Raw genomic sequence first — 25,900 nt, 5'->3', positions numbered from 1 at the left:
GTAACCAAAAGAAGGTAGAAATTATTCACACCAATGCTATTACCGGGCCTTCTAAAGCCTCTTTTACAATGGCCGAGGTCTCTGATAGACGACTGAATTCTTCCGGAGTGTAACAGATATAATCAACATGAATCCGGAAAGGTACATTCAATAAGACATCAGTCATTCGTGAAATAAACGGAATCGATGAGAAATACTCTGATACCAGAATCACATCCACATCTGAACCTTCATGAGAGGTTTTTTTGCCTGTGAACCAAAAAAGATGATTTTTTCAGGATTGTATCGTTTTTTCAGGAGTGGAACCCAGATCTTTTTGAAATTCCTCAAGTAAGGTATCCGGATTCATTGAATACACTCCAGGTACCTATCCTTAAGAATATTAAATATGTTTTCGAGTGAAGAGAGTTTTATTGTCTTATCCACTTTCGAGCAGCTTCCTTTTTCAAGGGATTAACCATTTGATTATCTGGATATCAATATCGATTTCTCTATGACTATTTAGTTATTACAAAGGGGGATGAAAAATGATTGAAGCAGAATTATACAGTTATTTTCTTTTAAGTGTTCGTTCAGCAACATTGAAAATTTTTGATTTTTCTGGTTTATCATCTTTCATTTTTACTGAATTTGGCACAAAAATCTCCAAAAAATTATTTGGGTGTATAATCAGAGGCCCAACCATCAAAAGTAGTAAAACCGTCACTAAGATATAGGGTCATGGTTTTATCCCAGTCGGGCATAAGATCTAATACATTAAGATCTCTTGTCTTACTGATTGTCCTCCATTCATCGTTATCCCATTTTATCATGGCGTATTTCGTTGAATTCCTTTCAGCAACCAATTGAAGGTTTGAATGGAAATTTTGATAATCAGGCATGAAAACATCCTTACAGGATCCACTATCCACCAGTATTCCATTGATGGATAGAGATACATTCGAAAGATTGCAGGTAGTAATCCCACCACCGAGTTCAATTCTATTATCCTGAGTATTCGGAAGATTTGAATTTAAGACCAAACGAACAGTATCATCTGCCATGATTGAATAAACTGAATTGTTCACCGTTATCAGAGAATTATCCACAGTAGCTATCCAACGAACTTCCCCACCTGATTTAAGATAACTGAACCGGTTTGAGTTAACTTCAACCTTATGCCACAAACCGGTAAGGTTCACCCACTTAGAAATTGTGTCTGATGCTCCCGTAATGTTTCTTACCTCAAGCGTGACTGAATAATTTTCAGGGACTGAATAATGTGTTATTGGATTTTGCACTGAAGAAGTGTTTCCGTCATCGAAATCCCATTGCCACCAGTTAGCTCCTCCTTCTGAAGTATCTGTAAACGCAACCCAGATTGGGACAGGCCCTGTCCAGGGATCAGCAGTAAAATCTGCCACGAGGGGGAGTTTAGAAAGGACATCTGCAAGATATTCTGCTGACTCAACCATGTCTCCGTGACCGGCTACAGGAAACGCCCTGATTATCAATGGAATCGTCAAACCAGCATATGGTTCAGCGTCGAATGAAGCACTGAATGTAGATGTTGTGGTTGTTTCCGAGATAAAGTTCATGGGAATGGTTTCATTATTATTCACAATGAGGAAAACATTGTTGTTGTCACGCCATTTTCCTGATACGGTTCCGGTTACGGTGGTGATTCCCTGTATCTGGGGAGCAGTTGCTTCGGATGTTGGTGGATCGATTGTAACAGTAAGTGGTTCCCAATCAATTGTTACATTCCTGTATGCATATTCTGTAGCTGGAGGGTTTGATGTAAGTAAATCCCTTACTTCAAGTGTTATTGTTTCTCCTTCCCAATTCGTATTATCCCAATAACCTTTGTTATATCCTAAAGTACTGTCATATGGCAAACCAATTATCGTACCATCTGGAAGATATAATTTACAATTTGTATTGCCACTTGTTTGTTTTTCATATGGGCCTACGTAATGAACCTCAATGTATGAATTCGTTGAAAGGGGAATTATTTCGTTTTCTCTCGGGAGAAAAACTTCAAAAAATTTTGATGGATCTGTTGGATAGTATAAATTTAAATTAGTCCAATCATTCATTATGGTGTTGTCTGGAACTAGATAATTGAACCCATATGATCGTGATCCACGGTAATCCCACCACTCCAACCAATACCTACCAGTATTGGGTTGTGTACTCGTTTTATAGTATAAATTGTAGAAACCAGGAATAAGAACAAAACTTGAATTCCCCCAGGCACTATAGGAAATCGGAGAGGTGAAGGGTTGAGGATTACTTCCAGAACGCTTATAGAGTTTCTTTACATTTGAGTCATATGAAGTGGTATAATCAAATGGCCAACTTGACGGATAATAAAATGTTTGCCATGATGAAGGAGGGCCATTATACTTGAAATATGCCGGAACCCAGATTGAGGATGTTTTCCACATAACATTTCCAAAGTCTACCCCTGTTAACGTTCTATCGGCACCGATTGAAAGCAAACCACTTATTCTATCCCTATCTGACCGATATGAGTATGTTGTCTTCCAGAGCTCTCCGGATGGATAATCTATTTTTACTCGAAAAACTGCTGTTGCAACATCTGGATTAAACTGGTAATTTCCTGATGAATCGGTCATAGTTGATTCCTGAAATATCCAGTTACTACCTTGTCTCTTTTCAAGATTTACAGTCCAACCAACTAATGGTAGCTCCCCTGGATCTTCACTACCGTTATCATTCCGATCATCCCAGAGATGACCTGATATTGAGGCCTCTCCTGTTACTGAAATTTCCCTTGAAGTCGAAAATGTTTGTCCACAACTATTCTGAAGTTGTAGCACGACGGTATAAATTCTGGGAACCGTATCTGAGTATGTATGAGGGGGAGGAGTATGATCAGATGGATCAGAGCTCTCGTATGGTTGGGTAGTATCTCCGAAAATCCATCGCCATTTTTTGATATCTTCCTGTTCTTTGGAGTAATCGGTAAAGTTAACCTCAAGTCCGGGAGGTCCGCTATTTGGCTCAGCGGTGAAATTAGGTTCGAGAACCGGGCAGTCAAAGTCCAATTGCTTCCTGATTGAGCCACTACTGTGACAGGGATCATTATTCCAGACGGTTAACGTGACATACTTGCCTGTAGGATCATACCCGATTGGGAAGGTATGAGGGGGTTGACGATCCCCGGAGGTATTACCTAATCCATCTTCAAAGTCCCATTCCCAGTCTACAATATCAAATTCACAATCCAGACTTCCACAATTCTGTTCCGGCGAATGGAACTGAACAATATATGGTTCTGTATCCAGCGGGATATCCCAGGAAAAGTCTGCATAGGCTGGTTCACAGGGGGGGTGGACTGTTATTGTCTGAGAGGTAGTTCCTTCTGCACCACAGGTGTTATGAACTGTCAGGGTAACAGTGAATGTTTTATCACCCGGTCCCTCGTATTCATATATCTGATCTGGTGGGTTCTTACCAGAATGTGTGTTTCCGTTTCCAAAATCCCAGTCCCACCGATCAATCCATCCCCTGCTTGTGAAAGAGTGATCCTCAAAAGTGACCGTCAGTGGCGATGAACCGGATTGTGGATCGGCGGAAAATGATGGGGTGACATAACAATCACTCTCACTGGTAACAGATACCTGAACCTGATCTGTGTCCCATTCACCACAACCATTATATACAGTCAAACTGGCCCAATATATTCCCATTGAATAATGATGAGTTGGAGGGTTTTGTCCGATATAGGTTTTTCCATCACCAAAATCCCATTCCCAGCGGGTAATATTCCCAGATGGTTCAGATTTATCAGTAAATGTGACATCAAGACCTGAAACTTCAGGACCAGTAATAACGGGAGGATCCGGATCTGTATCAAAATCAGCAGTAACCGGAGGACAAAGTCCTTCTCCAACCGTTATTGGGTGAGCAACTTCATCACTTCCACATTCATTATATACTCGCAACCGAACAAGGTATGTTCCATCATTTGTGAACGGATGAGATGGATTCACCTCATTCGAAATAGGTGTCCCATCACCAAAATTCCATTCTCGAAATGTTATTGGATAGTGGGGATCATCATATGAGGATTTATCTGTAAATGTTACCGGCAGAGGTTTTGGGCCTGTTTTGCGATCTGCATCAAATTCAGCAAAGACCCGCCCTAAACAACCTGGGCCGAAACCTCCTAATCCATAACAACTATCAATTTCAGCCCATTCAATGAGGTTTTCTCCAGTTCCATCAAAAGTTACAATTTGAACTTTTTTGGTAACCGGATCATTAATTGGATGAAGTTCGGTATTAATCGGTAAAACATTACCAGATGACCAGGAATCCTTGATCCATGGCATCAGATTTATTGACTTGATTTTATTATTATTTTCATCAAGGAGGTTTACATAAAAATTTGCACCTTCTTCTCCTGGTTTTAATGGATCCCCTCCCAAGTGATAGAGATACAAGGTGGTATTATCTTTAATGCATGCTTCAAAGTCCATTACCGGAATTTTTGTCGGATTAATATTCTGTGTAACAATCACCCCTACAATTGCCATTGCACCAACAACAACTCCGATAAGTAATATCGCTGCAATTACTTCTGAAATGCCCGGTTCTTTCACGCATTCTCTCGAAGGATTTATGATTTTATTATGTTTCACAATTTTTATTTTCAATAAGCGCATTTTTACCACCCCTTTTAAAAAATCAATAAATTTCAGAGATATTCTTGAGCAATGTTTCTCCTCTTCCTTTCACGTAGATGATTTGTACATACTGGGGATCTGTCACTTCAATATGCAGGACTTCTCCCAGTTTCCATGAACCTGTCCATTCTAGGTCTGCCTCATCCTTCACCTCTGCAGGTTCATCATTTCCGTTTACATGGAACTCGATGGTATCAGAAGAGAGGATATCACCTCCCTGGTGGACAATAAATAGCGTGGTTGAGGATTTCCATGCCTGAACCTCAACTCTTGGAATTTTTCCCGGGGTTCCATCGAATAGCAGAACTGAACTGACAATACCCAGCCCGATAACTACTAAAGAAAGAAGGATTATTACGCCAATGACTTCAGATACTGCAGATTCTTTCTTTATACTGGCCCTTAGCTTCAGGCTTTGATGTATTGTCATTATTTTTACCTACTGATTTTATGGCTTCACCTAGCATTTCATGACCAAGAATACCCTGTTGATTTACCAAGGAGGGCCATCCTCATACATGGTTTGAATTTCCGGGCCGAGGAGAACATTTTCAATAGTATTTACCCCTCCAACATCACCCCGGAGACGTCTTTGATTGGCAGTACCACTATAATAAATTCCACTCGGACCTCCAACCTGGTATAAATTGGGAGACGGAGCAATGCCACTTGTATCATAAGTACGAGATGCTGCTTCAACCCCGTTTACATACAAGCGTCCAATTCCATCTGTCTGATCATATGCAGCCACCAGGAGGTATGATACTCCTTGAACCGGACCGAAAGATTCAGGGGCATGTTGCCACCCATTTGCCTCGTTAACAGTCTTGAAAAACATTTCAAACTGTGTGTTTTGCTGGCTATGTAGTAGATGGTATCGCCTTGAATTATCACTATTTCCATCCACAACCAGAGTCGCCCATCGTTCGTCAGGTGCCGAAGGGGTGGGAGGCTGTGTAAACCGAAGCCACCCGTATACAGTAAAACCGGGGCCCCGGTTTACCTGAATCGACTCTGATGCAGTATCACTCCCACAATCACCAGAAACTGTCATTGTTGCGGAATATGTTCCAGGGATTTCATAATCATGTGTAATTGGAGATCCTTCCCCAGTAGTACCGTCACCAAAAACCCACTCGATCAATTCATAATACCCTGTAGAAGTATCGGTAAACCAGACGGTTAATGGAGCATTCCCATTCGAAGGTAGGGCAGTAAATGAAGCAGCCATCGGAGGACAATTATACGTAAGATCGAAATTATTGTTGGATGATGAACATTTTCCCAGACCTGGTGTTATTTGAACATCTGAATAACTTACTGGAGATATTGAATATTCTAAACACCCGGCACCGGGACAATTTAATACAGATACGGTGAATTTTTCACTTCTCTGAGCAGTGATATCAATAAGATAGGTTCCATCTGAAAATGGTGTGATGGTATAATGACTTCCCTTATCACCAATTGCAACTATGGTTAGATCTTGGGGTGATAATGGTCCAGAAGTCAGGGTAACTATACCTGATATATACCAGCACCCGGTCTTGATCCGTTGAGAGTATGAATCTGACCCGCATGGGCCTGAAACGGTAAGAGTGACAAGGTATGTCCCTGAACTACCATAAGTATAGACAGGATTTTGCTCAGGAGATGTTGAACCATCACCAAAGTCCCAGAGCCAGTTTGTGACACTACCTGTGGATGTATCAGTAAATGAAACAGTTCGTCTCCGTTCACTCGCACTTGCAATAAATGAAGCAATTGGTTGGGGGCAGTCTTCTTTGAATGTTGCATGGATTGTCTGATCTTCATATACGGGGGGGAATGTATATTCTGATACTGCACCCACCGAAATGCCTTTCACAATGACATCTGATATACTATACCCGGTGTTTGGAGTTATGGTAAAAGATGGTGAAGTGCCACAGTTGGTGGGAATAGATCCAGCCGGTGAGATGGAACCATGATCTCCAGCGGTTGCAGTAATGGTATACGTGATGGGCGTGAAAGTTGCATGAATCGTGTGAACTGACTGGACAGATGGAAAAGTGTACGGATAAGGACTATCGAATGGTCCTGAAATGGGAACCCCTTCAATTGTTACTGATTCAATCCTGTAGCAGGGATCAGCAGTAATGGTGAACGATTGATCAGAACCACAGGAAACTTCTACCGATCCTTCAGGGGAGATCGAACCATGATCTCCAGCAGTTGCGGTTATCGTTTTTGTGCATGGAGCCGAGATAGTAAACACATTATCACTATCGTCCTCAATGATCGTTGTTCCGGAACTATCTTTAGCAATAACCCTGATAAGTGCTAATTCACTCGGTGTTTCCGGAATAGTCCAGGAATAGCTCACAGAAGATCCTGATACAGCATCATCTATGAGAATCCAGTTCACTCCACTATCAATTGAGTATTCAATCCTGTATGATGCAGTATCTACATTCTCTGCACTCCAGGTGATCTGATGTTCAGTTTCAACGACCCAGTCTTCTCCTCCATTCGGAGAGATTACACTCAAAGTTGGTAGGAGAATATCCATTCCCTGGAAATCAACCTCATCAGGATGACAATGAGTGGAGGATGAAGGATCAATTACTATCCCATAATGCCATTTACTGGCCGGGTTTGTTGTCTGCCATGTTCCGGTATCAGGGCAATGAATATCATACTGTTCGATATTTCCTGTTGAAGGGAGAAGAATGGTGTAACGCCCATCACCAGTGGTATCAGCATAGCCAATAATAGTTACGTGTTCACCTTGGTAGTATGCATTCACCCGAATTCCACCAACCGGGTTACCTGTTGCCTGATTGAGTACCTGGCCTGATATTCTGTAACAATCCGGATTAAATATTGTAAAAACACTATCACTGGTATCATCAGCTAAGGTGTTTCCTGAACTATCCTTGGCAGTAACACGAACCAGAGCTTGATCAGTCGGGGTGTTTGGAACAGTCCATTCAAAGATCCTTAATATTCCTGATACTGAAGAACTGATACTATCCCAATTATTCCCGTTGTCAATTGAATACTCTACTGTGAAATGATCAGGAGATGCGTGTTCTACAGTCCATGATATGGTCTGTATGGATCCTACAGCAAATCTTTCACCGCCATTTGGAGAGGTAACAGTAAGCCCCGGAGTGCCAGTGAAGGTTCCTTCAAAATCGTTATTCCTAGAATCACAAGTTGAAGAATCTATTATTACATTAAAAATTTTACTTACCGGATCAGTTGTGATCCATGTGCCAGTATCTGGGCAACGAATCTCATATTGGTCAAAATTTCCAGGTTCTGGAAAGGTAAAAGAGTAAGTTCCATAACTGTCACTTATTTTTGTTTCTTTTAAAGAACCTTCATAATAAGCATATACTACAATACCAGGTGCAGGATTCCCTGTTCCACTCTCTGTGATAGTGCCGGAGATGGAAACAGAGGTACATGGAGTACTAGGATCAGGACCGGGACCAGGTCTTGATGCATATTCAGAAAGATTCTTTCTATACATCAGTGTTTCTGAATCAGACCCAGGATCCTGATAGATCACATCAACGGTAGTGATAAAATTACCAGGATCCTTATCATAAAACCAGAGGACATTCCCGGTTGAAATATCTTTTTCAAAACCGGTTGAAATATTAATTTCTCCTGATGGAATTGCAACATATGTTCCGTCTTTTCGATGAACCTTAATTGTATATTCTCCTGTTGGGAGAGGATCACCTCCGAGAGAACTGATATGAATTGTATTGATCCCCTCGGTATACGAATACGTATCATTGTATATTTCAATACGGGGGTCAGGCAGGACATCACCTGGGTATTGTGAAACAAGAATTGAGAGAATTATCGCTGCTAATAATCCTAGAACAACCACAAGGAGTAACGCACCGACTATTTCAGAAATACCTTCTTCTTTCATATTACATCATGATCCCTGCCATCCGACTGGCTGAAGGAGAATTTCCACATCTACTTCAGTGTATTCAAGAGAGACATCTGTTCCTGGAGTTTCAACAATTATTCCGGTTTCTCTTGATGTTGGAGTTATAATGGTTCTCCATGCAGGATTAAAACCAGAAGTCATATTTGCAGCATAAACCGTTGAATTGAAAACATTTGCCCACATTTGAACCTGTTCAGGGTTATCTTTCGGATAGTTAATGGTGATCGACACCTTACGGGCATTATTGGGTGATGGAGCGAGATAATTGTCATTTTGAATAATATTTTTTCTGATACCAGTCACTTGGGATACTACCTGAACCGGCGTCGTTCCGGCCACATTTCCATTTACTCCTTTGATTAACAAACGTGTTATTTTTACGAGTGGATTGCCATTTTCTGTCCCTAATGTGAGCAATGGAAGAACCTTGGCAACACTACCTCCGGTATCCTGTTGTGAGAGGAAAACACCTCCCATCTGATAGGTGTATTCCTGGTTGACCCAATAGTAATTCCTGCCTGTATAAGAGAAATTTCCCATTGGTTGATTAAGAGTTGAGTGGGTAGAAAGATCATACGTTGACTTTATGGCCTCATTAAATGAAGAGATATCAAAATTAATGGCGGAACTCATGTTAACATCAAAATTCTGGGTGTTATTCAATGTTCCAACGTAAACATTTCCATCATCATCTTTTACTTCCAATGGCCCGGATGCATCAAGCCCATATGCTGGATCCTGCAGATTTATCCAAACATCAGAACTGGGTTTAATGGAATATGACCCAACAGTAAAACTTTGAAAAACTGGGAAATTTGATCCTGTAGACATATTCCTTTTTTCCAGATTCATCATAAGATCATACCGGTAATCAGCCTCCATATAACCAGCCCATTTATCTGTTTCAAAAAATGTGGCATTATTGCCACTATTTGGGATATAAAAAGAAGGTACTCGCACTAATTCAAATGATGCGGTCCAGTTCCTAATGGTATCTGATGTATTCGGATAAATATCTACCAAGGGAAACTCAAGCTCTACTATGTCAGTAAAATCATTAGGATCACTTGGGATGTAATCTGGAGCTGTTGGATCTGTTTCATCAGAAATTGGTATTAATATCATATTTTTTGTATGAGCAGGATACAATGCCTGATAATACTGAATTTGACGGTAGATATCCGGGTTTACGATAATTTGTGAGGATCCATATAAATCCATTGCCTCACGATCATCTTCAGAAATTTCCTTGAAAAGACCATTGATTGTAATATTTATAGTACCTGTATCATCTGAATTATCAATCTTCATTTGACCAGCTGAACCAACTGGATTAGCCAATGGTAAAAAGACAAATTGCCCCTGTGTTTTCTGGCCCAACGTTCCCATCTCAATATTCTGGCTTACACTTACATTTGTTTCCTGGTTAATCCATAAGGAATCCAAAGCGATCTTGAAATCTACAAATTTGTCCTTGATGTAGGTCATATGCTCAATTTCCGCTTCCCTCCCCTGTGCCGGAACAACATATGTAACATATAACGATGCAATGACGACTAATATCGCGATAATTAAGATAAACCCGATAACCTCGGAGAGAGCGTCATCACTAACCCTGCCAGACATTAATACTGGAGGAGTTATCTACCGGGCACTTAATATACATATCATTCGATGAACCCACCCGGAATTGAAACTCTGGGATACCAATCCCGAAACCCGGCAACATACCCGGATTTTCGGACCGGGACCAGAGTAAAAACCGATGAAGCACTGGAAACAAAACAAAATACTGCAAATACATTCTTTTTTATAACCCAGGACATACCGGAAAAAAACGGCCGGAATTCCGGAATCTTCATTCAAAAAGAGAATTTGCCATTAAAAGCCAAAAATCGCCATTATATTCCGTTTTCCGGCCACTCTCACAGAAGCCCGGAGAGGGAGGATCTCCTCCTCACCCATAGTATATATACCCCCGGATACCAGGTCCGGTACCGTCAATCCAGAGTGTCGGTTTCATCATCCGGATGGGGAAACCAGGGGCAATTTGAGGAAATTATAACCGGGTTTGAGTGTTGGATTGGAAAACGGGAGAATTAGCCTTAAATCCGGAAAATAAACGAGATTTATATTGGGGATCCGGGGTCAGGGATAGTAAGAGAGTAAATTAAGGGATTATTGTGAGGGAAGGGGAAGTGATTTTTTGAGTTTATCGATGATTGTTTGATCAAGACCGGTTGTTTCTATTACAAACTCATCATTCATACCTTTGGAAAGGAGGTTTTTTGCAACGGTTTCTTTTGCTTTCTCCATTCCCTTCTTCATCCCTTCTTGCAGTCCCTCCTCTTTCGCTTCATACATTCTTGTACCTGATCATGAAGAAACATCTCTCTAGCTTCATAGAGTCGCCGGTTTTCTTCATCAAGACTCATAACCTGTTGAGAATGATGTGCTTTTTGAATTGCGGGTTTGTCTTCAGATGTTATAATTATCTCCTCTTCCTTCTATTCTCCCTCTGTCCTCAGCGTCCTTAATCACTTTCAACATTCGTAACTCCTCTAAAAGTTCATTCAGTATTTCTTTATCGACAATTTAGTTTGATAATAACAGGGTAAATTCGCGAACCTTGTTTCAGTGTCTTTCATCAGGTAATTGTTTTTCAGGTTCAATCATCTTTTTGAACAGTTCAGTTGTGGTGGGCCTGCTCTTCATGAGTGGAAGGGATACCTGTTCTAACTCCTTTCGAACTCCCCGTTCTCAAGTGCACCCTTAACCTTTACTATTGGTGTATCAATGTCCTGTTCAATAAGCACGATCAGTTTTCCATTATTCAGGACTGCTGGATCTCATATTTTGTCCCTGAAGATCCAAGAGGAGGAGTTAGCACGACCATGTGAATGGATTCGAATACCACTCATAGAGCAGGCTAACATAAAAAAGAATCAAATTGGATTGTGATTTAGGATTATTGTTTATCACTCAGTATAACTTCAATCTCTTTCTTAAGGAAGGGAATATCAGATATCACAGCATTCCATACCTCATTCAAATCAACACCAAAGTACTGATGAACAAGCAGATTTCGCATATCCACTATCTGCCTCCAGGGAATCGAACGGTTTTGCTTCCGAAATTCCGATGAGATACCTGCTGATGCCTCTCCAATCTCTTGAATATAGTGAAGAACATACCTGAATCAGTTCATTCTCAAGAAACTCATCAAAATCAGCAGGTTGATATCTTTCAATATGATGAATAGCCTCTAAAATATCAGCGATCCGAGTAAGATCATCCCTCATAAAGGAACTGCCTCACGCATCACCTGATCAAATACCCGAGGCCTGAGTCCTCGATCACTCACAACATGAACCTGGACACCAAGAAGATCCTGAAGCTCATGCATGAGATCAGAATGGAGAAATAGAGAGAATCCTGGCCCTGGATGAACAAGGAGATCAATATCAGAGGCCTCATCCTGACACCCACGTGCAACTGAACCAAAAATCCGGATGTCACTCACCCGGTATTTATCTGCAATATTGAGAATTTCATTGCGCCGTGACCGGACCATATCCAGCGTATACATAGTACCATATTGGATTTACAAAAAATAAACCGTTGTATATTTCTGACCCATTGAAATAATAAAACGTGCATTCAATATTTAAAAATATGGGACAGTATCTTGCAACCGGCCTTACAGTTTCACTCTTTGTCAAAAAAGACAATAAGGATGTTGAATTATCGCAGATCAAATCCGCGATCTCTTTTCTATACCCACTCGAACTCTTTACCGAGGATCATCAGGAACAGTATTTCTGCTGGTTTGTGAACCCTTCCCTGTTGGAAGATCGATTTTCTGATTTTATTAGGGCGTATCTCACACTCTATGGGGATAGTGCTGAAAAAATCGATGAACTCATCACTGCACTTGATTCCTGTCAATCTATTGATGAAATGGGAACTCTGGCTCAGAATAAATCGTTTTATAACTTCCAGTGGGATGAATACGGCCACCCCTTTTACGTAGAACTCCCGTATGGCAGGCGGTTAGAATTATTACACATAGATATTATTCTTACAATGGATGGGAAGATCAATACAGAAGGAATCGGCCAGTTTCTTACATTGACCACTTCCTGTCTTCGACAGGCCTTTTCTCAGTATCCTCCGGCAGCTGTGCTGAATGCCTATTTGACAGGATGATTATCAGATACATCCAGTATTGAGGGGATTGTGAGAACCCGAGCGGTATGGATATCCCAATTTTCTCAGTAGATATATATGATTTAACTTTTCAAATGCCGATTATCCCTTTCCTAATCCCCGATAAATAACTCCCTCACATGGATTGAATAAATTTTTGAAATCAATGCACACAGGAGTCTGCATATACCCAGATAACTCCTGGATATCTAGTTCTTAAAGAAATATCCAGTAAAATCTCTTTAAAAAATGCATCCACAGAAGCACGGAGAGGGAGGATCTCAACCCCGCCCACATTGAACATGTACCTATCGAGAATAGACCATTACCGTCAATCTACAGCATCGGTTTTAATAGAGATAAAATTAATCAGAGCCCATTTTGACTTATTTACAACATCAGAGGATATGACTCTTTAAAAAACGGATAATCGGGACTTATTTCCGGAAATAGACCCGGAATAGATCGGAAGAAAGTAAGAGGAGGAGTAAGTCCATACCTATATAATAAAGGAAGGAGGAAAAATAGATTTATATCTGGGATGCCGTTATCAGCCAGGTGGTACTATTGGAGTAACTGTACCGTTCAATTTTAAACTCATGACACATTTCAGCAAGTAATGCCATATTCGTACCAACTTCTTTTGAAGAGAGGCCGGTATCCTTGGCGATATACTTAGACTTGAAAAAATTTGCACCAGGTTTTACAGTATTTTTCAGGTAATTCATCAGGCAGATCTGTCTTTCATTATATGTTGTGTCAAACTTGCTTTGTAGAAGCATATCTATCTCCATAAATACTGTTCTTGTTGTTAGTAGGAGGAAACCGGCCATATCATCGGCCGGATGAAGTTAGGTTCTGGTCAGGAGAGGAGAATCCGGAGGACATGAAACACCCCTCCTGACCGGGGATGTTTCTTTTACAAGATGAGATGGATGCAACATTTGTAGGAGGACATGTTGAACGCTACTCACCTACAGAGATCCTGCCTTGGGTTTCCGGTTACCCGGATGTTTAAGGCAGGTCTCTTTGTGACATACAAGTGTTGTCTGAAACAGTGTATAAGCGATATAGATAAAACCGCTGGAAAATAGTCTGAAACTCCATTCAAGTGAATTTTCTCATTAATTCAGTGAAGAAATCTCAAATCTTCTCCCCTGAATAAACAAGAAACTTTCCGGTGGTTGCATCTGGTTTATTAATGAGACGGGGACTTTCAAAAAAATAATAAAATGATAACTAATTTCCCATAACCGATTGTTTTAAACAGTTGCAACCGGTTGCAACACTTGTTTCATGAGCATGCTACACAAAATTTCTCACATGCTCCATACCCAACGTGAGCGGTTACGCGGGGAGGATCATCATCATCATGCCTGGGAATAAGATGACATGAAATATTTAACAGAGTTTTAACCGGTTGTAGTACCAACATTCAGGTGATTATTCATGTATACGCTGGTTCTGATTCGTCATGGAGAAAGCCTCTGGAACCGGGAAAACCGGTTTACCGGCTGGCGTGATGTTGATCTCTCTCCCCAGGGCATTGAAGAGGCACGATCTGCCGGAAAAGCACTCAGGGAGCAGGGTCTTGATTTTGATATGGCATATACATCAGTTCTGAAACGGGCTATCAGGACACTCTGGCTTATTCAGGAAGAGATGGACCTTATGTGGATGCCGGTTATCAGGACCTGGCGGCTTAATGAACGACATTACGGTGCTCTTACTGGCCTTAATAAGACCGAGACGGTGGAGAAGTACGGAGAGGAGCAGGTACACATCTGGAGAAGAAGTTATGATATCCCGCCACCTGCCTACAACCCGGATGACCAGGACAATCCGGCCTTTCACCGCCGGTACCAGGAGATTCAGAGAAGCGACCTTCCTATGACCGAGTGCCTGAAAGACACCGTTGCACGATTTATCCCCTACTGGAATGATGAGATTGCTCCGGCAGTTAGATCAGGAAAACAGGTTCTCATCACCGCTCACGGAAACAGCCTGCGGGCCTTAGTCAAACATCTTGACCAGATCTCTGATGCAGATATCCCTGATCTGAACATTCCAACCGGAATCCCCCTGGTGTACGAACTTGATGCAAACCTCAAACCTATAAAGCACTATTATCTTGGTGACGAGGAGAAGGTAAAAGCCGCCATGGAAGCGGTGAAAAACCAGGGAAAAGCAAAATAATCAGGAAAGAGAGAGCACTTTTTTCAGGAAGTACTCATGCATCCGGAGGTCATGACTGATCTCCGGGTGAAAGGATAAAATTAATTTTTTTTGCTGCCTGGCTGCGACGATCCCCTGAGGTATCTCAGCCAGGACGGTTACATCAGATCCGGCGCTGGTAATAACTGGGGCCCTGATAAAAACCGCATGAAAGGGTTTCTCAAACCCGGTTATCTTGAGATCTGCTTCAAAAGATTCCCGCTGTCTTCCAAATGCGTTCCTGCTGACAGTAATGTCAAGCAGGTCAAGGGGGGAAAAGCGTGTCTCATCTATGAGGTTCCTGGCTGCACATACCATCCCGGCACAGGTTGCAAAAATTCCTCCCTGAAATTCCCTGATAACATCCCGCATCCGGTTCTTGTCAATAAGTCGCATAATGGTGGTTGATTCACCACCAGGTATCGCAAGGGCCAAAAGAGAAGGAATCTCATCCGCTTTCCGGATAGGAATTACCGGAATGTCCAGATCCAGACCTTTAATTGCAGACTCAAAGGCTCCGATGTGTTCAGATACATTGCCCTGGAGTGCCAGAACACCAATCGCAGTATTACCAGCCACGGTTTTGAAGCACCTGATCGGGCGGAAGAGCATGAACATCAAGGCCTCTCATTGCATCTCCGAGACCCTTTGAAACCTCCGCAATCACGGCTGGTTCGTTCCAGTGATTTACTGCTTCAACAATTGCCTTTGCCATAAGCTCAGGCTGCTGTGACTTGAAGATACCGGAACCGACAAAGACTCCGTCACTGCCAAGCTGCATCATCAGTGCTGCATCTGCAGGAGTTGCAATACCTCCGGCAGAAAAGTTCACCACCGGAATCCGCTGTCGTTTAGCCGTCTCAATGACAAGTTCAGCAGGAGCCTCAAGTTCACGTGCCCTCTTGACAAGTTCAATCTCCTCCATCCCTTTGAGTCTTCTTATCTCTGACAGGATGGTGCGATTGTGCCGAACTGCTTCAACAACATTTCCGGTACCGGCCTCTCCCTTCGTCCGGATCATGGCAGCTCCCTCATTTATCCTGCGCAGGGCTTCCCCAAGGTTTCTTGCACCACAGACAAAGGGGACGGTAAACTTCGTCTTATCGATATGGTATTCTTCATCTGCAGGAGTCAGCACTTCTGACTCGTCAATCATATCAACGCCAAGTGCTTCAAGCACCTGTGCCTCAACAAAATGACCAATCCGTGCCTTTCCCATGACCGGAATAGAGACGGTATCTATTATCTCAGTTATCTTTTTCGGGTCGGCCATCCGGGCAACACCACCCGCAGCCCTGATATCAGCAGGAACACGTTCAAGTGCCATAACTGCAACAGCTCCTGCGTCTTCTGCAATACCGGCCTGTTCGGCTGAAACAACGTCCATTATTACGCCTCCCTTCTGCATGGAAGCAAATCCCCGTTTAATTAGTTCGGTGCCGAACCGGAGGTCTTCAAGTATCATGTTCCGTATATATTGGATACACCGCCCCATAATAATAGCGTGACAGCAGCAAAAAAACAAAAAAGAAGGGTTGTTTCCCGAACGGTCCGGATTATTGAAGGCCCTGCTTCAAGAAACGTCTTTTCCTTCTTTCCTATCAGATATACGCCGGGTTTTTCAAACTGAATTCCTTCTCCACCAGCGATGAGTGACATCGGGATCCCCCCATTAAAACCGGGACGTTTCTTCCGGTCATGTTTCAATACTCTGACAGCAGGTTTGAGTCTTCTTTTCCATGCATAGACAACCAGGAGCACCAGTCCGCAAATTCTGGCCGGAATGAAAGAAAAAAGATCATCCATTCGTGCAGCCCACCATCCAAGATATCTCCGTTCATCCCGGTATCCCAGCATGGCATCCATGGTATTGACCGCCCGGTATAAAGCAGCACCAGGAAGACCTAGTAATATGAACCAGAATAACGGGGCGATGATACTGTCATTGAGGTTTTCTGCAACTGATTCATAAGCTGCGGAGAGAAGATGCTCATCATCAAGGATAGTAGTATCCCGGGACACCAGCATTGAAGCCTTTCTGGCACGCTCATCAGAGGAGACAGCATCAGATACAGCCTGTGCATGTTCCTCCAATGCCCGAATGGCAAAACAGATCTTCAGCATAAACGGAGCAATAAGCAGATACAGGTACCAGGGAGCATAAACCTGAATTACAAAAAAAGGAGCACAAAACAGGATTACAGTTAAAAACCACCCGACTATCCCGATGACCCGCTGGATTCTGACCGGATACCGTGAGGGCCGCCCCCACCAACCGATCCACCTCCCAATGAGCGCTACCGGATGCAGAGATGTTTTTGGATCACCAGTTACCCTGTCAACTATAAGAGATAAAAAAAGAACAGGAATCTGGAGTATCATCAGGATGTTGTATTCTGGGGAAGAAGGTTTGGAATGCCTTCATCTATCGGGTAGGTGACAGAGCAGGCATGGCAGATTAAGGCTCCGGTCAGGATTTCCACATCATTTTCTTCGGTTACCACGAGTTCCAGATCCCCTTTGCAGACCGGACAACAGAGGATATCATTTAATTCTCTTTTCATTCGTATTCAGCCCGTATATCAATGATCTGAGAGAGTTCGGGCCCGGTAGAGATGAGTGTTATCGGTGCCCCGATATCTTCTTCGGCCTGTTTGAGGAAATCCTTTGCGGTTTTTGAAAGCTGGGAGAATTCAGTCGCACCAAAACAGGTGGGATCCACATGGTCAATTCCGGTAATCGCCGCCTGGGTACAACCGTTTACCATCGCAGCATATCGTGCCATTTCGCTATCCCAGTTACCTATACGTCGCTCACGTCCGGTAACGGTCCCAAACTCCTGTATCCCGATTTCATGTGCCAGCTTACTGGTCATCTCGGTTGAGAACGGACCTTCACCCACCCTTGTGGGGAACGCCTTAAAAACCACAATAACGTCATCAACCCGTGTCGGCCCGACTCCGTTATCAGCAGCCATCTGTGCAGCACAGGTGTCCTTGCTGGTTACATAAGGATACGAACCAAAATAGAGTGAAATCCCAAATCCCTGGGTTCCTTCAATAACAACATTCTCTCCCTTATCAAGAGCAGTGTTTACTTCTCGTGGTACATCGACCAGATATTCATTCAGTTCAGGAATGTCACGCGCAAGCTTTGCAACCCGCATAGCACGGTCCCGGTTTGCCGGACCACAACCGGTTCCGGTTGAACCTACCTTCTTGGAAAGGTGCGTGTTTGTTTTGTCCTCCTGGATGTGTGACTCTTCGATGATTGCACACCGGTTATCTAAAAATATTCTCCCCTTTACCCCGAGAACATCAATCTCCTGCTTTAAAACACGGGGGTCTACAAGGACACCGGTCCCAATCATAAGCCTTGCATCAGGATACACAAATCCGGAAGGGCACATCCTAACGCCGAACTTTTTCTCACCGACCATAACGGTATGACCGGCATTCGGTCCTACACCCCCCCGGGTTATTATTGTGGGGCAGTCCTGGTGAGCAACATGGGAAACAATCTTTCCCTTCCCTTCATCACCAAAGTTACCACCTACGATTATTGTACAAGTCATCCAACCTATGGCATAGGATAGCGGGAGAAATAAAGATTTAGATTTACAGATGATCGGAGATGGTGATCACCATTCATCCATCTCACGTTTGGCAATCAGTTCCTCTGCTTCATCATTGAATCCAAGACTTCGCAGGCATTCGATCTTTGCATCATATACTTCTGCATGGTTTGGTTCAATCCTGATAACCCGGTCGTAACATTTTATCGCTTCTTTACAGTTATCAGTCCTGGCCAGACAGTTGCCCAGTTCAAACCAGGCATCTGAATCCTGTGAATCCTGTTTCAGGATCTCTTTAAAACACCCGACTGCGGACTTGTAATCTTTCAATTTCTGCAGGCTGATACCCTTGTTAAACAGGGCATTGACATCTCCGGGCACAAGTTCCAGCATACGGTCAAAACAATGAATTGATTCTTCATGCCGGTTAATTTCAGCAAGTGCCGAACCTTTATTGCTTAACGCATGCAGATTTCCGGGTTCAATCTCGAGTACCATGTTAAAGCAGGGTATTGCTTTACTGTATCGTCCCATGAAAAAGTAGTTGATGCCCATGTACAGCCAGTACCTGGCATCTTTATCGTTTAATCGGAGAGCTTCCTCAAAAGCCTCGACTGCTTCCTGGTACCTGATGAGGTTCATGAAAGCAAGGCCCTTTTGGAAATATATATCTTCATCAACCGGGTTTAATGAAGATGCCTTTTCATAACAACGGATTGCATCCTCGAACTTCTGATTCGCCGAAAACTGGTTCCCCTCCTTTTTCAAGCGCTCTGCTTCCTTGTCACTGACATTATCGGCCATAAAAATCTATATTCCGGTGTATCAGGATTACCCGCAAAATGCATTAAAGATATTCATGAACAACCGATGTGATTCATCACAAGGGAAAGAGATAATAATCTATGGATTTCATCCGGAACATCCATCCTCGGGATAGCGCAATACCTTCAGGTTCAAAAAGTATCCGGGATGACCTTCCAATATTACTACTTGCCCTTGTGCCCATGGCCATAATTGTTCCCGTGCTGCCTTCCGGGTTTTCATCACGAATGGTCATCGTATTTTTCCTCACCCTGCTGTTTATCACTGGCATTTACTCTATGCGTGGAGACCGCAGGCGGTTTCTTATGTCCTGTATTTTCGCTCTTATTGCGACAGAATCATTCTGGGTTTCTCTCTGGCCGAGTGCATCATCACTCTTTCTTCCGGCTGAATTTTTTCTTTTGCTGTTTTTAACGCATCTTGCAGCATATCTCTCATGGGAACTTGTTTTTTCAGAAGGGACAATATTTGATGAGATAAGTATCATTTCCGCCCTTTTACTGACAGGTGGAATGATTCTGGGAACCGGACTTCACCTAGCCGGACTGATTAGTAAAACGGTTCGTTATGATCCTGCAACCATTCACAGCAGTTTTGCTCTGGCAATTCCTGAAGGGGTAATGCTTCTCATCAGGGGAGGAGATCATTCATTCGGGACTTCCCCGCTTGTCATGATCATCCTGATGGCTGGCACCATGGCCGGATTTTTGCTCCTGATAGTATCAGCGGGAAAGATCGCCAGTATATATACCAAAAAAAATGTGGCGAATGAAGAAAAAGAGAGAAATTAATTATCCAACTTCAGGATACCGGTAAAGACCGTTTCTGCAGGCCCTTTCATGAAAGTTCCATCTTTTAATGTAATGGTCAGGGGGCCACCCAGAGTCTCGACTTCCACGACTTCCCCGGTCTTTTTGAGCCGGTGAGCAATTGCCGCAGATGCCGTAGCTCCGGTACCACAGGAGAGTGTTTCACTCTCAACTCCCCGTTCAAATGTTCTGATTTTTAGTGCGCTATTGCTGCTTACCTGTACAAAATTTACATTCGCACCAGAGGGAAAAAGCTGGCTGAAACGAATTGGCGGGGCCATTTTTAAGACATCCACCATTTCCAGATCTTTTACAAAGACAACAGCATGGGGAACTCCGGTATTTGCGGCATAAACCTCATAGCCATTGATAATTTCATGAAAGTCGCCGGATCCTTTTGCAGGTATCCCGGGTGAATCAAAAATTGGCTCTGTCATCTCAACGTCGGCCATAAAATCACCATCTTCATCATATTCCATTGATACCCTGACCGGACCTGCAAGGGTTTCAATAGAACAGGGGCTTTTTACATATCCTGCATCAAAGGCATATTTTGCAAGACAGCGAATTCCGTTACCGCACATCTCGGCTTCACTCTCGTCCGGCTGGAAAAGACGCATCAGGATCCCCCCGTCAGCTTTTTGGAGAAAAAGAACTCCGTCAGCGCCTATGCCAAACTTCCGGTCACAATACAGTGCCGCAAATGATGCTTTCATCTCGTCTGGTATTTTTTCCCCGGAATACTCATCGATAAGGATAAAATCATTCCCGTTTCCGTGGAGTTTTGCGAATGGTAATTCCATGTATATCAGTTTGCAATTCCCCATTTATCCAGTGCCCGCTTTAACTCCGGGTGATCCTTTGCATATTGTGCCGGAGCAATACCTGCAAGTGCTGCATCCACGGCCTGCCGCATAGCCGCAGCCCCTGCCCGGGTTCCATCAGGATGACCATGGATACCGCCCCCTGCCTGCAGAATAATATCCCTTCCGAGCATCCGGACCTCTTTATCCACTCCTCCCGGATGCAGTCCTCCGCTTGCGACCGGGAAGGTTGTCTTCAGGCCAAAGAAATCCCCGGTCAGGGTAAGGTTATCTCCTTTAAGTTCTGAAGCATCGTGCTCCATTTTTCCTGAAACGGTTCCGGTGTGAAGCTGGTCCCCCCCAAGCATCCGGACAAGACGACAAAAAGGCCTCATTGCAATACCATGCTCCGGGTTTCTGGTCATGGCTGCATGCATCGCCCGGTGGACATGAATCGGAAGGTTAATTCCCGGCTGTTCTGCAACCGCCCGAACCGCATCAAACCCGCAGACCAGTACATCAATCATCAGCATATTTGCCCCTGACCGGACCGCTTCACGTGCCCGCTCCACAATCTTATCGCCAGCGGTTGAGATGTTTACTGCATATAAGACGTTCCTGCCGGTTTCACTTTTAACCTGGTCCATCTTTTCCATGACCAAGGGAAGGCGCTCCTTGAGCGGACAAAATTTCTGGTCGGTGAGTGTTTCATCATCTTTTATCAGGTCTACTCCCCCAATTGCTGCTTCATAGGCGACTTCAGCAGTATCTTTCGGGTTTAATCCTACTTTTGGTTTGATAATGGTCCCGACATGGGGACGACCCTCCGATCCCACGAGTTTTCTGACTCCTTCGATACCGAATTTTGGTCCATTAAATGGGATAAGTTCACGGGAAAACTCAACATCAAGGAGCCTGACTGCTGCTATCTTCGAAAGGCCGAAGAGATTTCCGGCAAAAACAGAGAGGTACTGAGGAATATTTCCCGGTTCAAAAATATCAGACGGGTATCCGATGGTACAGGTATACCCGGCTCCCGAGGGTTTGATATCCCCGATTATTCCGTCAAGATAATGAACATATTCCTGCCTGGTAGCAATATCTGTCCAGGTTCCTGTGGTTTGTTCTTCTGCAATTGCTCTGGCTGCCCAATCCGGGCTAACCCCTTCTTTTGGTCTGAAATAATATGTGGCTGTAATTTCGGTCATGTTATTCCTCTTATTCCTCTTCACAATACGGGTAATCAGAACTTAAATCAGAACTATCCCAGTGCAGTTGTTCTCTAATGACAGTATATGCCATTTCCGGTGGAAATACCCCTGCTTCGGTGATGATAAGATCTACATAATCTGCCGGAGTTATATCAAATGTCGGGTTTCTGACCGTTACATTTCTGAGTTCTTTCCTCATTTCAGGAGACAGGATTTCATCAGGTGACCGCTCTTCAATGAGGATCCTCTCTCCAACGATTGTGCAGGGAGCAAATTTGTATGTCTCTGCAGCCACAAGAAAACTTACCCGTGCCTCATGGGCTGCCAGTGCAATCTGTGACGTCCCGATCTTATTAATAACAGAACCGTTCACGGTAATCGCATCAGCGCCGGTAATACAGAGATCTACCTCTTTCATAAAAAACCGGGCTGCTGAATCTACAATAAAATTCGTTTTTATTCCGGCATCGGATAGAGTTCTAGCGGTGATATGTCCCTGGTTCCGGGGCCTTACTTCCGTAGCATACACTTCAATATCCATACCCTGCTGGTGGGCCTCCAATATACAGGCAAGAGCAGCTTCAGAGTTACAATGGGTAAGGACAACGTCACCATCCCGGATATTTCTGGCCCCTATTTTTCCTATCTTTGATACGGCTTCTTCTGATCGTCGGACGAATGCTGCTGCCCGTTCCTCAAGATTTGTTTTTGCGGTTTTGATATCTGAAACTCCCATGAGGGATTTCATTACAAGGTTTACCGCATTCGGGAGGGAGACTGCAGTCGGCCTTGTTGAGACAAGAAGGTCTGCCGCTTGTTGCATCTCTTTTCGGTATGAAGCCATATCACGACCACTGAGGGTCTGCGAATGGTCAAGTAATGCCTTCGCAGCATAGCGGGCAATTCTTCCCGCTCCCCGTATCTCCATCGTCCGGATTTTCTCTGCAGTCTCCTCAACAGTCATATCACATTTTCTTTTTTTCCACCCGGAATAATTCTTGGATCGTTATATCTGAAGATCCCTTTCGATTGGTATTATCTGGTTTATCAGGTAATATCAGGTAGAGTTTTCATGTCTGTGGCGGTGGTTTTTGATAGTGCCGGAACATTGCTTCACACCTTCCGGATAGCAAAAAATGTTCTGAATGGAGAATTAATCGAAAATGTTGAGACCACCATGCTGACATTTGGCGACCCGGAACGTGTTCTTTGTGTCCTGCATGGCCACTCCTGGGACTTTATCAGGGCTGACCCTGAAAGACTGTTATCCGAATATCTGCAAACATCGCAGATAGATTTTGGAATCTCATGCACCCGGAAAGTAGTTGAAAAGGAAACCATCCAGAAGATCCTCACAGAAGATCAGAACGCGAAAATCGGGGATGTTCAGGAATGCATGCGGGTCATCTGGTCAAAGATTAAAACTGAGGAGATAGTGGCTTTAAATAATGGTATTATTGTCCATACCGGCCTTGGGACGATAGAGTATACCGTGACTGCCGGAGGGACTCCGTTCCCCGGCGCAAAAGAAACCATTAGCAGCCTGCACCAGATGGGAGTTTTTGCATATATTGCATCCGGAGACCGGGAGGCAAAGCTTGAAAGGATGGCAGATTACCTGGGAATCCCACGGGACCGGGTATTTGGAGTTGCTACCCCTACCATTAAGGAACAGATCGTTCGTGATTTAAAAGAGCAGTATGACCTTGTTCTCATGGTCGGGGATTCCATAAATGACCTTCGTGCAATGCGTGCCGCGGACATTGCAATCCTGACCAATCAGCAGTCTTCAGATAAACCCGCAGAACTCATTACCACCGCCAGGTACCGGATACGGGACCTCAGGGAAGTCCTTGACATTGTTCGTGTAACTTCAGGGAAAAAGGAAATGCATATGGATTGCCGATCGTGAAAAATCGCTTTAAGAAATAAAGATGTAAAAGGCATCAGTGCTAACAATACCTTACGAAAGGTGTTTGCAAGATGAGACCCCTGATCACGGTTGATAACCTTACCATGGCCTTCGACGGAAAGGAGGTCCTAAAGAATATATCCTTTTCTCTCGAGGAAGGAGAAATACTTGGAATCATCGGCAGGAGCGGTGCCGGGAAGACTGTTTTTATGCATCTTCTTCGAGGAGTGGATGAACCTCCTACCTCCGGAAAAATCATCTACCACATGGCAATGTGCGATAATTGTGAATACGTGACTGTACAAAGCCATGCAGGGGAAGCATGCCCGATATGCGGGTCAAAACTGACTTCCCAGGATATTGACTTCTGGAATCCGGCTAATGAACAGTTGAAACGACGGATCATGAAACGGAACGCTATCATGTTCCAACGGACATTTGCCTTGTATGGAAATGACCGGGTCATTGATAATGTTATCCGCGCACTTGACGACATCAACTATCCAACCCAGAAGGCAATCGGGCGTGCCGCTGATCTTATTGATCAGGTCCATCTTTCACACCGAATGATGCATATTGCACGTGACCTCTCCGGGGGAGAAAAACAGCGGGTTGTGCTGGCCCGACAACTTGCCAAGGAACCCTTCTGCCTGTTTGCCGACGAACCCACCGGAACTCTTGACCCAAAAACCGCAAATCTGGTTCACAAGATGCTTGAAGAAGCAGCAAAGAATTCAGAGATGTCCATGGTTGTCACATCTCACTTTACCCAGATCCTTGAAGATGTGGTGACGAGGGCAATTCTTCTTGAAAACGGTGAGATTAAGAAGATGGGGACTCCCGAAGAGGTTGTTCAGGTATTCATGGAAGGGTTTTCAGACCTTGAAAAATTCTGTGAAATTGAACTTGGAAAGGATATCCTCAAAGCACGAGAACTGGCCAAACGGTACATATCAGTGGACAGGGGCCTTATCAAGGCGGTGGATCTGGTCACTTTTGATGTATTCCATAAAGAGATATTTGGTATCGTCGGCACTTCCGGTGCAGGAAAAACCACCCTGTCAAAGATGATTGCCGGAATTATTGAACCCACCAGCGGCGATCTGGCAGTTCTTGTCGGTGATGACTGGGTTGATATGACCAAGCCCGGATTTGACCTTCGGGGCCGGGCCAAACAATACATCGGCCTCTTACACCAGGAATATGATCTCTTCCCTCACCGGACCATCCTTGATAATCTGACAGATGCAATCGGTCTTGACTTTCCAAAAGAACTTGCGATGCGAAAGGCCATTATCACCCTGCGAATGGCCGGATTTACCGAGGAAAAAGCACGTGAAATTCTTGAAAGGCTGCCATCCACCTTAAGTGAGGGAGAACGTCACCGGGTAGCGTTAGCCCAGGTTCTTATCCGTGAACCGCATATTGTTGTGTTAGATGAACCCACCGGGACAATGGATCCCATAACCAAGGTTGATGTCAAACATTCCATCATGCACGCACGTGAGGAGATGGAAGAGACATTTATCGTGGTTTCACATGATATGGACTTTGTCAGGGACATCTGTGACCGTTGTGCCCTGATGCGGTTTGGAAAGATTGTAAAAATCGGCCCCACTGCCGAGGTGCTCGATGAGATTACCGAGCAGGAACGGGAACGAATGGCAAATGAGTAATAAGGGGTGTAA

The 25,900-nt window shown here is 43.8% G+C and carries 24 protein-coding genes; 6 read left to right on the top strand and 18 right to left on the bottom strand.

What is annotated here, in order from left to right:
- Positions 1–25: 25 nt before the first annotated feature.
- From DLD82_RS09675 to DLD82_RS09655, 5 genes are all read right to left on the bottom strand, one after another.
- Positions 26–214 carry a hypothetical protein gene (locus DLD82_RS09675; RefSeq protein ID WP_146199751.1) on the bottom strand — a complete coding sequence of 63 codons (189 nt, stop codon included), beginning with the start codon at positions 212–214 and terminating at the stop codon, positions 26–28.
- Between the two features lie 439 nt (positions 215–653).
- Entirely contained in the window at positions 654–4,613 is a 3,960-nt protein-coding gene (locus DLD82_RS09670; protein WP_181391360.1) for a PKD domain-containing protein, read from the bottom strand.
- 85 nt (positions 4,614–4,698) lie between these two features.
- Positions 4,699–5,127 carry a type IV pilin N-terminal domain-containing protein gene (locus DLD82_RS09665; RefSeq protein ID WP_109940914.1) on the bottom strand — a complete coding sequence of 143 codons (429 nt, stop codon included), beginning with the start codon at positions 5,125–5,127 and terminating at the stop codon, positions 4,699–4,701.
- Between the two features lie 63 nt (positions 5,128–5,190).
- Positions 5,191–8,631, bottom strand: coding sequence for a PKD domain-containing protein (locus tag DLD82_RS09660; protein WP_109940913.1), 3,441 nt, complete (start codon positions 8,629–8,631; stop codon positions 5,191–5,193).
- Positions 8,632–8,637: 6 nt separating this feature from the next.
- Positions 8,638–10,281 (bottom strand): hypothetical protein, encoded by a 1,644-nt coding sequence (locus DLD82_RS09655; RefSeq protein WP_109940912.1) that lies wholly within the window; start codon positions 10,279–10,281, stop codon positions 8,638–8,640.
- A 48-nt stretch (positions 10,282–10,329) separates the two neighbouring features.
- Between DLD82_RS09655 and DLD82_RS09650 the strand changes: the two genes are divergently transcribed.
- Complete coding sequence (locus tag DLD82_RS09650; protein WP_109940911.1) at positions 10,330–10,758, top strand: hypothetical protein; 429 nt, start codon at positions 10,330–10,332, stop codon at positions 10,756–10,758.
- A 75-nt stretch (positions 10,759–10,833) separates the two neighbouring features.
- Here the strand turns inward: DLD82_RS09650 and DLD82_RS19200 are convergent, their stop codons facing one another.
- From DLD82_RS19200 to DLD82_RS09635, 3 genes are all read right to left on the bottom strand, one after another.
- The gene (locus DLD82_RS19200; RefSeq protein ID WP_109940910.1) at positions 10,834–11,019 is read right to left on the bottom strand and encodes a hypothetical protein; all 186 of its coding nucleotides are present in this window, start codon (positions 11,017–11,019) and stop codon (positions 10,834–10,836) included.
- A 604-nt stretch (positions 11,020–11,623) separates the two neighbouring features.
- A complete protein-coding gene (locus tag DLD82_RS19565) occupies positions 11,624–11,803 on the bottom strand; it encodes a HepT-like ribonuclease domain-containing protein (RefSeq protein ID WP_369333092.1) in 180 nt (59 codons plus the stop codon).
- Positions 11,804–11,953: 150 nt separating this feature from the next.
- On the bottom strand, positions 11,954–12,244 hold the full coding sequence (locus DLD82_RS09635) for a nucleotidyltransferase family protein (protein ID WP_109940909.1): 291 nt from the start codon (positions 12,242–12,244) through the stop codon (positions 11,954–11,956).
- An 86-nt stretch (positions 12,245–12,330) separates the two neighbouring features.
- Here DLD82_RS09635 and DLD82_RS09630 point away from each other — a divergent pair, with 86 nt between their 5' ends.
- Complete coding sequence (locus DLD82_RS09630) at positions 12,331–12,864, top strand: hypothetical protein (protein ID WP_146199750.1); 534 nt, start codon at positions 12,331–12,333, stop codon at positions 12,862–12,864.
- A 530-nt stretch (positions 12,865–13,394) separates the two neighbouring features.
- Here the strand turns inward: DLD82_RS09630 and DLD82_RS09625 are convergent.
- Entirely contained in the window at positions 13,395–13,646 is a 252-nt protein-coding gene (locus DLD82_RS09625; protein ID WP_109941067.1) for a DUF7123 family protein, read from the bottom strand.
- Between the two features lie 667 nt (positions 13,647–14,313).
- On the opposite strand from DLD82_RS09625, the gene gpmA reads away from it, so the two are divergent.
- Complete coding sequence (gene gpmA, locus DLD82_RS09620) at positions 14,314–15,060, top strand: 2,3-diphosphoglycerate-dependent phosphoglycerate mutase (protein WP_109940907.1); 747 nt, start codon at positions 14,314–14,316, stop codon at positions 15,058–15,060.
- Here the strand turns inward: gpmA and pdxT are convergent, their stop codons facing one another.
- The 6 genes from pdxT to DLD82_RS09590 form a co-directional block, all read right to left on the bottom strand.
- The gene (gene pdxT / locus DLD82_RS09615) at positions 15,061–15,657 is read right to left on the bottom strand and encodes a pyridoxal 5'-phosphate synthase glutaminase subunit PdxT (RefSeq protein WP_109940906.1); all 597 of its coding nucleotides are present in this window, start codon (positions 15,655–15,657) and stop codon (positions 15,061–15,063) included.
- Positions 15,647–16,543 (bottom strand): pyridoxal 5'-phosphate synthase lyase subunit PdxS, encoded by an 897-nt coding sequence (pdxS, locus tag DLD82_RS09610; protein ID WP_109940905.1) that lies wholly within the window; start codon positions 16,541–16,543, stop codon positions 15,647–15,649. The genes pdxT and pdxS overlap by 11 nt, the downstream gene beginning before the upstream one ends.
- Positions 16,540–17,460 carry an adenosylcobinamide-phosphate synthase CbiB gene (gene cbiB / locus DLD82_RS09605; RefSeq protein WP_109940904.1) on the bottom strand — a complete coding sequence of 307 codons (921 nt, stop codon included), beginning with the start codon at positions 17,458–17,460 and terminating at the stop codon, positions 16,540–16,542. Before cbiB ends, pdxS begins: the two co-directional genes overlap by 4 nt.
- A complete protein-coding gene (locus DLD82_RS09600) occupies positions 17,460–17,642 on the bottom strand; it encodes a methytransferase partner Trm112 (protein ID WP_109940903.1) in 183 nt (60 codons plus the stop codon). The genes cbiB and DLD82_RS09600 overlap by 1 nt, the downstream gene beginning before the upstream one ends.
- Positions 17,639–18,652, bottom strand: coding sequence for an adenylosuccinate synthetase (locus DLD82_RS09595; RefSeq protein ID WP_109940902.1), 1,014 nt, complete (start codon positions 18,650–18,652; stop codon positions 17,639–17,641). Before DLD82_RS09595 ends, DLD82_RS09600 begins: the two co-directional genes overlap by 4 nt.
- Positions 18,653–18,718: 66 nt before the next feature.
- Positions 18,719–19,456, bottom strand: coding sequence for a tetratricopeptide repeat protein (locus DLD82_RS09590; protein WP_109940901.1), 738 nt, complete (start codon positions 19,454–19,456; stop codon positions 18,719–18,721).
- 101 nt (positions 19,457–19,557) lie between these two features.
- Between DLD82_RS09590 and DLD82_RS09585 the strand changes: the two genes are divergently transcribed.
- Positions 19,558–20,268: a hypothetical protein gene (locus DLD82_RS09585; protein WP_109940900.1), complete on the top strand. Its 711-nt coding sequence runs from the start codon at positions 19,558–19,560 to the stop codon at positions 20,266–20,268.
- Here the strand turns inward: DLD82_RS09585 and dapF are convergent.
- From dapF to DLD82_RS09570, 3 genes are read right to left on the bottom strand one after another with little or no spacing between them, the layout of a single operon-like run.
- Complete coding sequence (dapF, locus tag DLD82_RS09580; protein ID WP_109941066.1) at positions 20,265–21,089, bottom strand: diaminopimelate epimerase; 825 nt, start codon at positions 21,087–21,089, stop codon at positions 20,265–20,267. The genes DLD82_RS09585 and dapF overlap by 4 nt on opposite strands.
- A 5-nt stretch (positions 21,090–21,094) precedes the next feature.
- A complete protein-coding gene (locus DLD82_RS09575) occupies positions 21,095–22,297 on the bottom strand; it encodes a RuBisCO large subunit C-terminal-like domain-containing protein (protein ID WP_109940899.1) in 1,203 nt (400 codons plus the stop codon).
- Positions 22,298–22,307: 10 nt separating this feature from the next.
- Positions 22,308–23,264: a ribose 1,5-bisphosphate isomerase gene (locus tag DLD82_RS09570; RefSeq protein ID WP_109940898.1), complete on the bottom strand. Its 957-nt coding sequence runs from the start codon at positions 23,262–23,264 to the stop codon at positions 22,308–22,310.
- Positions 23,265–23,372: 108 nt separating this feature from the next.
- On the opposite strand from DLD82_RS09570, the gene DLD82_RS09565 reads away from it, so the two are divergent.
- Both DLD82_RS09565 and atwA read left to right on the top strand, forming a co-directional pair.
- On the top strand, positions 23,373–24,212 hold the full coding sequence (locus DLD82_RS09565; RefSeq protein WP_109940897.1) for an HAD family hydrolase: 840 nt from the start codon (positions 23,373–23,375) through the stop codon (positions 24,210–24,212).
- Positions 24,213–24,283: 71 nt separating this feature from the next.
- A complete protein-coding gene (gene atwA, locus DLD82_RS09560; protein WP_109940896.1) occupies positions 24,284–25,888 on the top strand; it encodes a methyl coenzyme M reductase system, component A2 in 1,605 nt (534 codons plus the stop codon).
- Positions 25,889–25,900 lie beyond the last annotated feature (12 nt).

Origin of the sequence: Methanospirillum stamsii (assembly GCF_003173335.1) — an archaeon.
In the GTDB taxonomy this organism is placed as follows: Archaea; Halobacteriota; Methanomicrobia; order Methanomicrobiales; family Methanospirillaceae; genus Methanospirillum; species Methanospirillum stamsii.
This window is presented reverse-complemented; position numbering and strand designations above follow the sequence as displayed.

Coding starts and splice junctions, on each gene's coding strand:
- DLD82_RS09665 (WP_109940914.1), bottom strand. CDS start 5,127: ATGACAATACATCAAAGCCTGAAGCTAAGGGCCAGTATAAAGAAAGAA.
- DLD82_RS09660 (WP_109940913.1), bottom strand. CDS start 8,631: ATGAAAGAAGAAGGTATTTCTGAAATAGTCGGTGCGTTACTCCTTGTG.
- DLD82_RS09655 (WP_109940912.1), bottom strand. CDS start 10,281: ATGTCTGGCAGGGTTAGTGATGACGCTCTCTCCGAGGTTATCGGGTTT.
- DLD82_RS09650 (WP_109940911.1), top strand. CDS start 10,330: ATGAACCCACCCGGAATTGAAACTCTGGGATACCAATCCCGAAACCCG.
- DLD82_RS19200 (WP_109940910.1), bottom strand. CDS start 11,019: ATGTATGAAGCGAAAGAGGAGGGACTGCAAGAAGGGATGAAGAAGGGA.
- DLD82_RS09635 (WP_109940909.1), bottom strand. CDS start 12,244: ATGTATACGCTGGATATGGTCCGGTCACGGCGCAATGAAATTCTCAAT.
- DLD82_RS09630 (WP_146199750.1), top strand. CDS start 12,331: ATGGGACAGTATCTTGCAACCGGCCTTACAGTTTCACTCTTTGTCAAA.
- DLD82_RS09625 (WP_109941067.1), bottom strand. CDS start 13,646: ATGCTTCTACAAAGCAAGTTTGACACAACATATAATGAAAGACAGATC.
- gpmA (WP_109940907.1), top strand. CDS start 14,314: ATGTATACGCTGGTTCTGATTCGTCATGGAGAAAGCCTCTGGAACCGG.
- pdxS (WP_109940905.1), bottom strand. CDS start 16,543: ATGATACTTGAAGACCTCCGGTTCGGCACCGAACTAATTAAACGGGGA.
- cbiB (WP_109940904.1), bottom strand. CDS start 17,460: ATGATACTCCAGATTCCTGTTCTTTTTTTATCTCTTATAGTTGACAGG.
- DLD82_RS09600 (WP_109940903.1), bottom strand. CDS start 17,642: ATGAAAAGAGAATTAAATGATATCCTCTGTTGTCCGGTCTGCAAAGGG.
- DLD82_RS09595 (WP_109940902.1), bottom strand. CDS start 18,652: ATGACTTGTACAATAATCGTAGGTGGTAACTTTGGTGATGAAGGGAAG.
- DLD82_RS09590 (WP_109940901.1), bottom strand. CDS start 19,456: ATGGCCGATAATGTCAGTGACAAGGAAGCAGAGCGCTTGAAAAAGGAG.
- DLD82_RS09585 (WP_109940900.1), top strand. CDS start 19,558: ATGGATTTCATCCGGAACATCCATCCTCGGGATAGCGCAATACCTTCA.
- dapF (WP_109941066.1), bottom strand. CDS start 21,089: ATGGAATTACCATTCGCAAAACTCCACGGAAACGGGAATGATTTTATC.
- DLD82_RS09575 (WP_109940899.1), bottom strand. CDS start 22,297: ATGACCGAAATTACAGCCACATATTATTTCAGACCAAAAGAAGGGGTT.
- DLD82_RS09570 (WP_109940898.1), bottom strand. CDS start 23,264: ATGACTGTTGAGGAGACTGCAGAGAAAATCCGGACGATGGAGATACGG.
- DLD82_RS09565 (WP_109940897.1), top strand. CDS start 23,373: ATGTCTGTGGCGGTGGTTTTTGATAGTGCCGGAACATTGCTTCACACC.
- atwA (WP_109940896.1), top strand. CDS start 24,284: ATGAGACCCCTGATCACGGTTGATAACCTTACCATGGCCTTCGACGGA.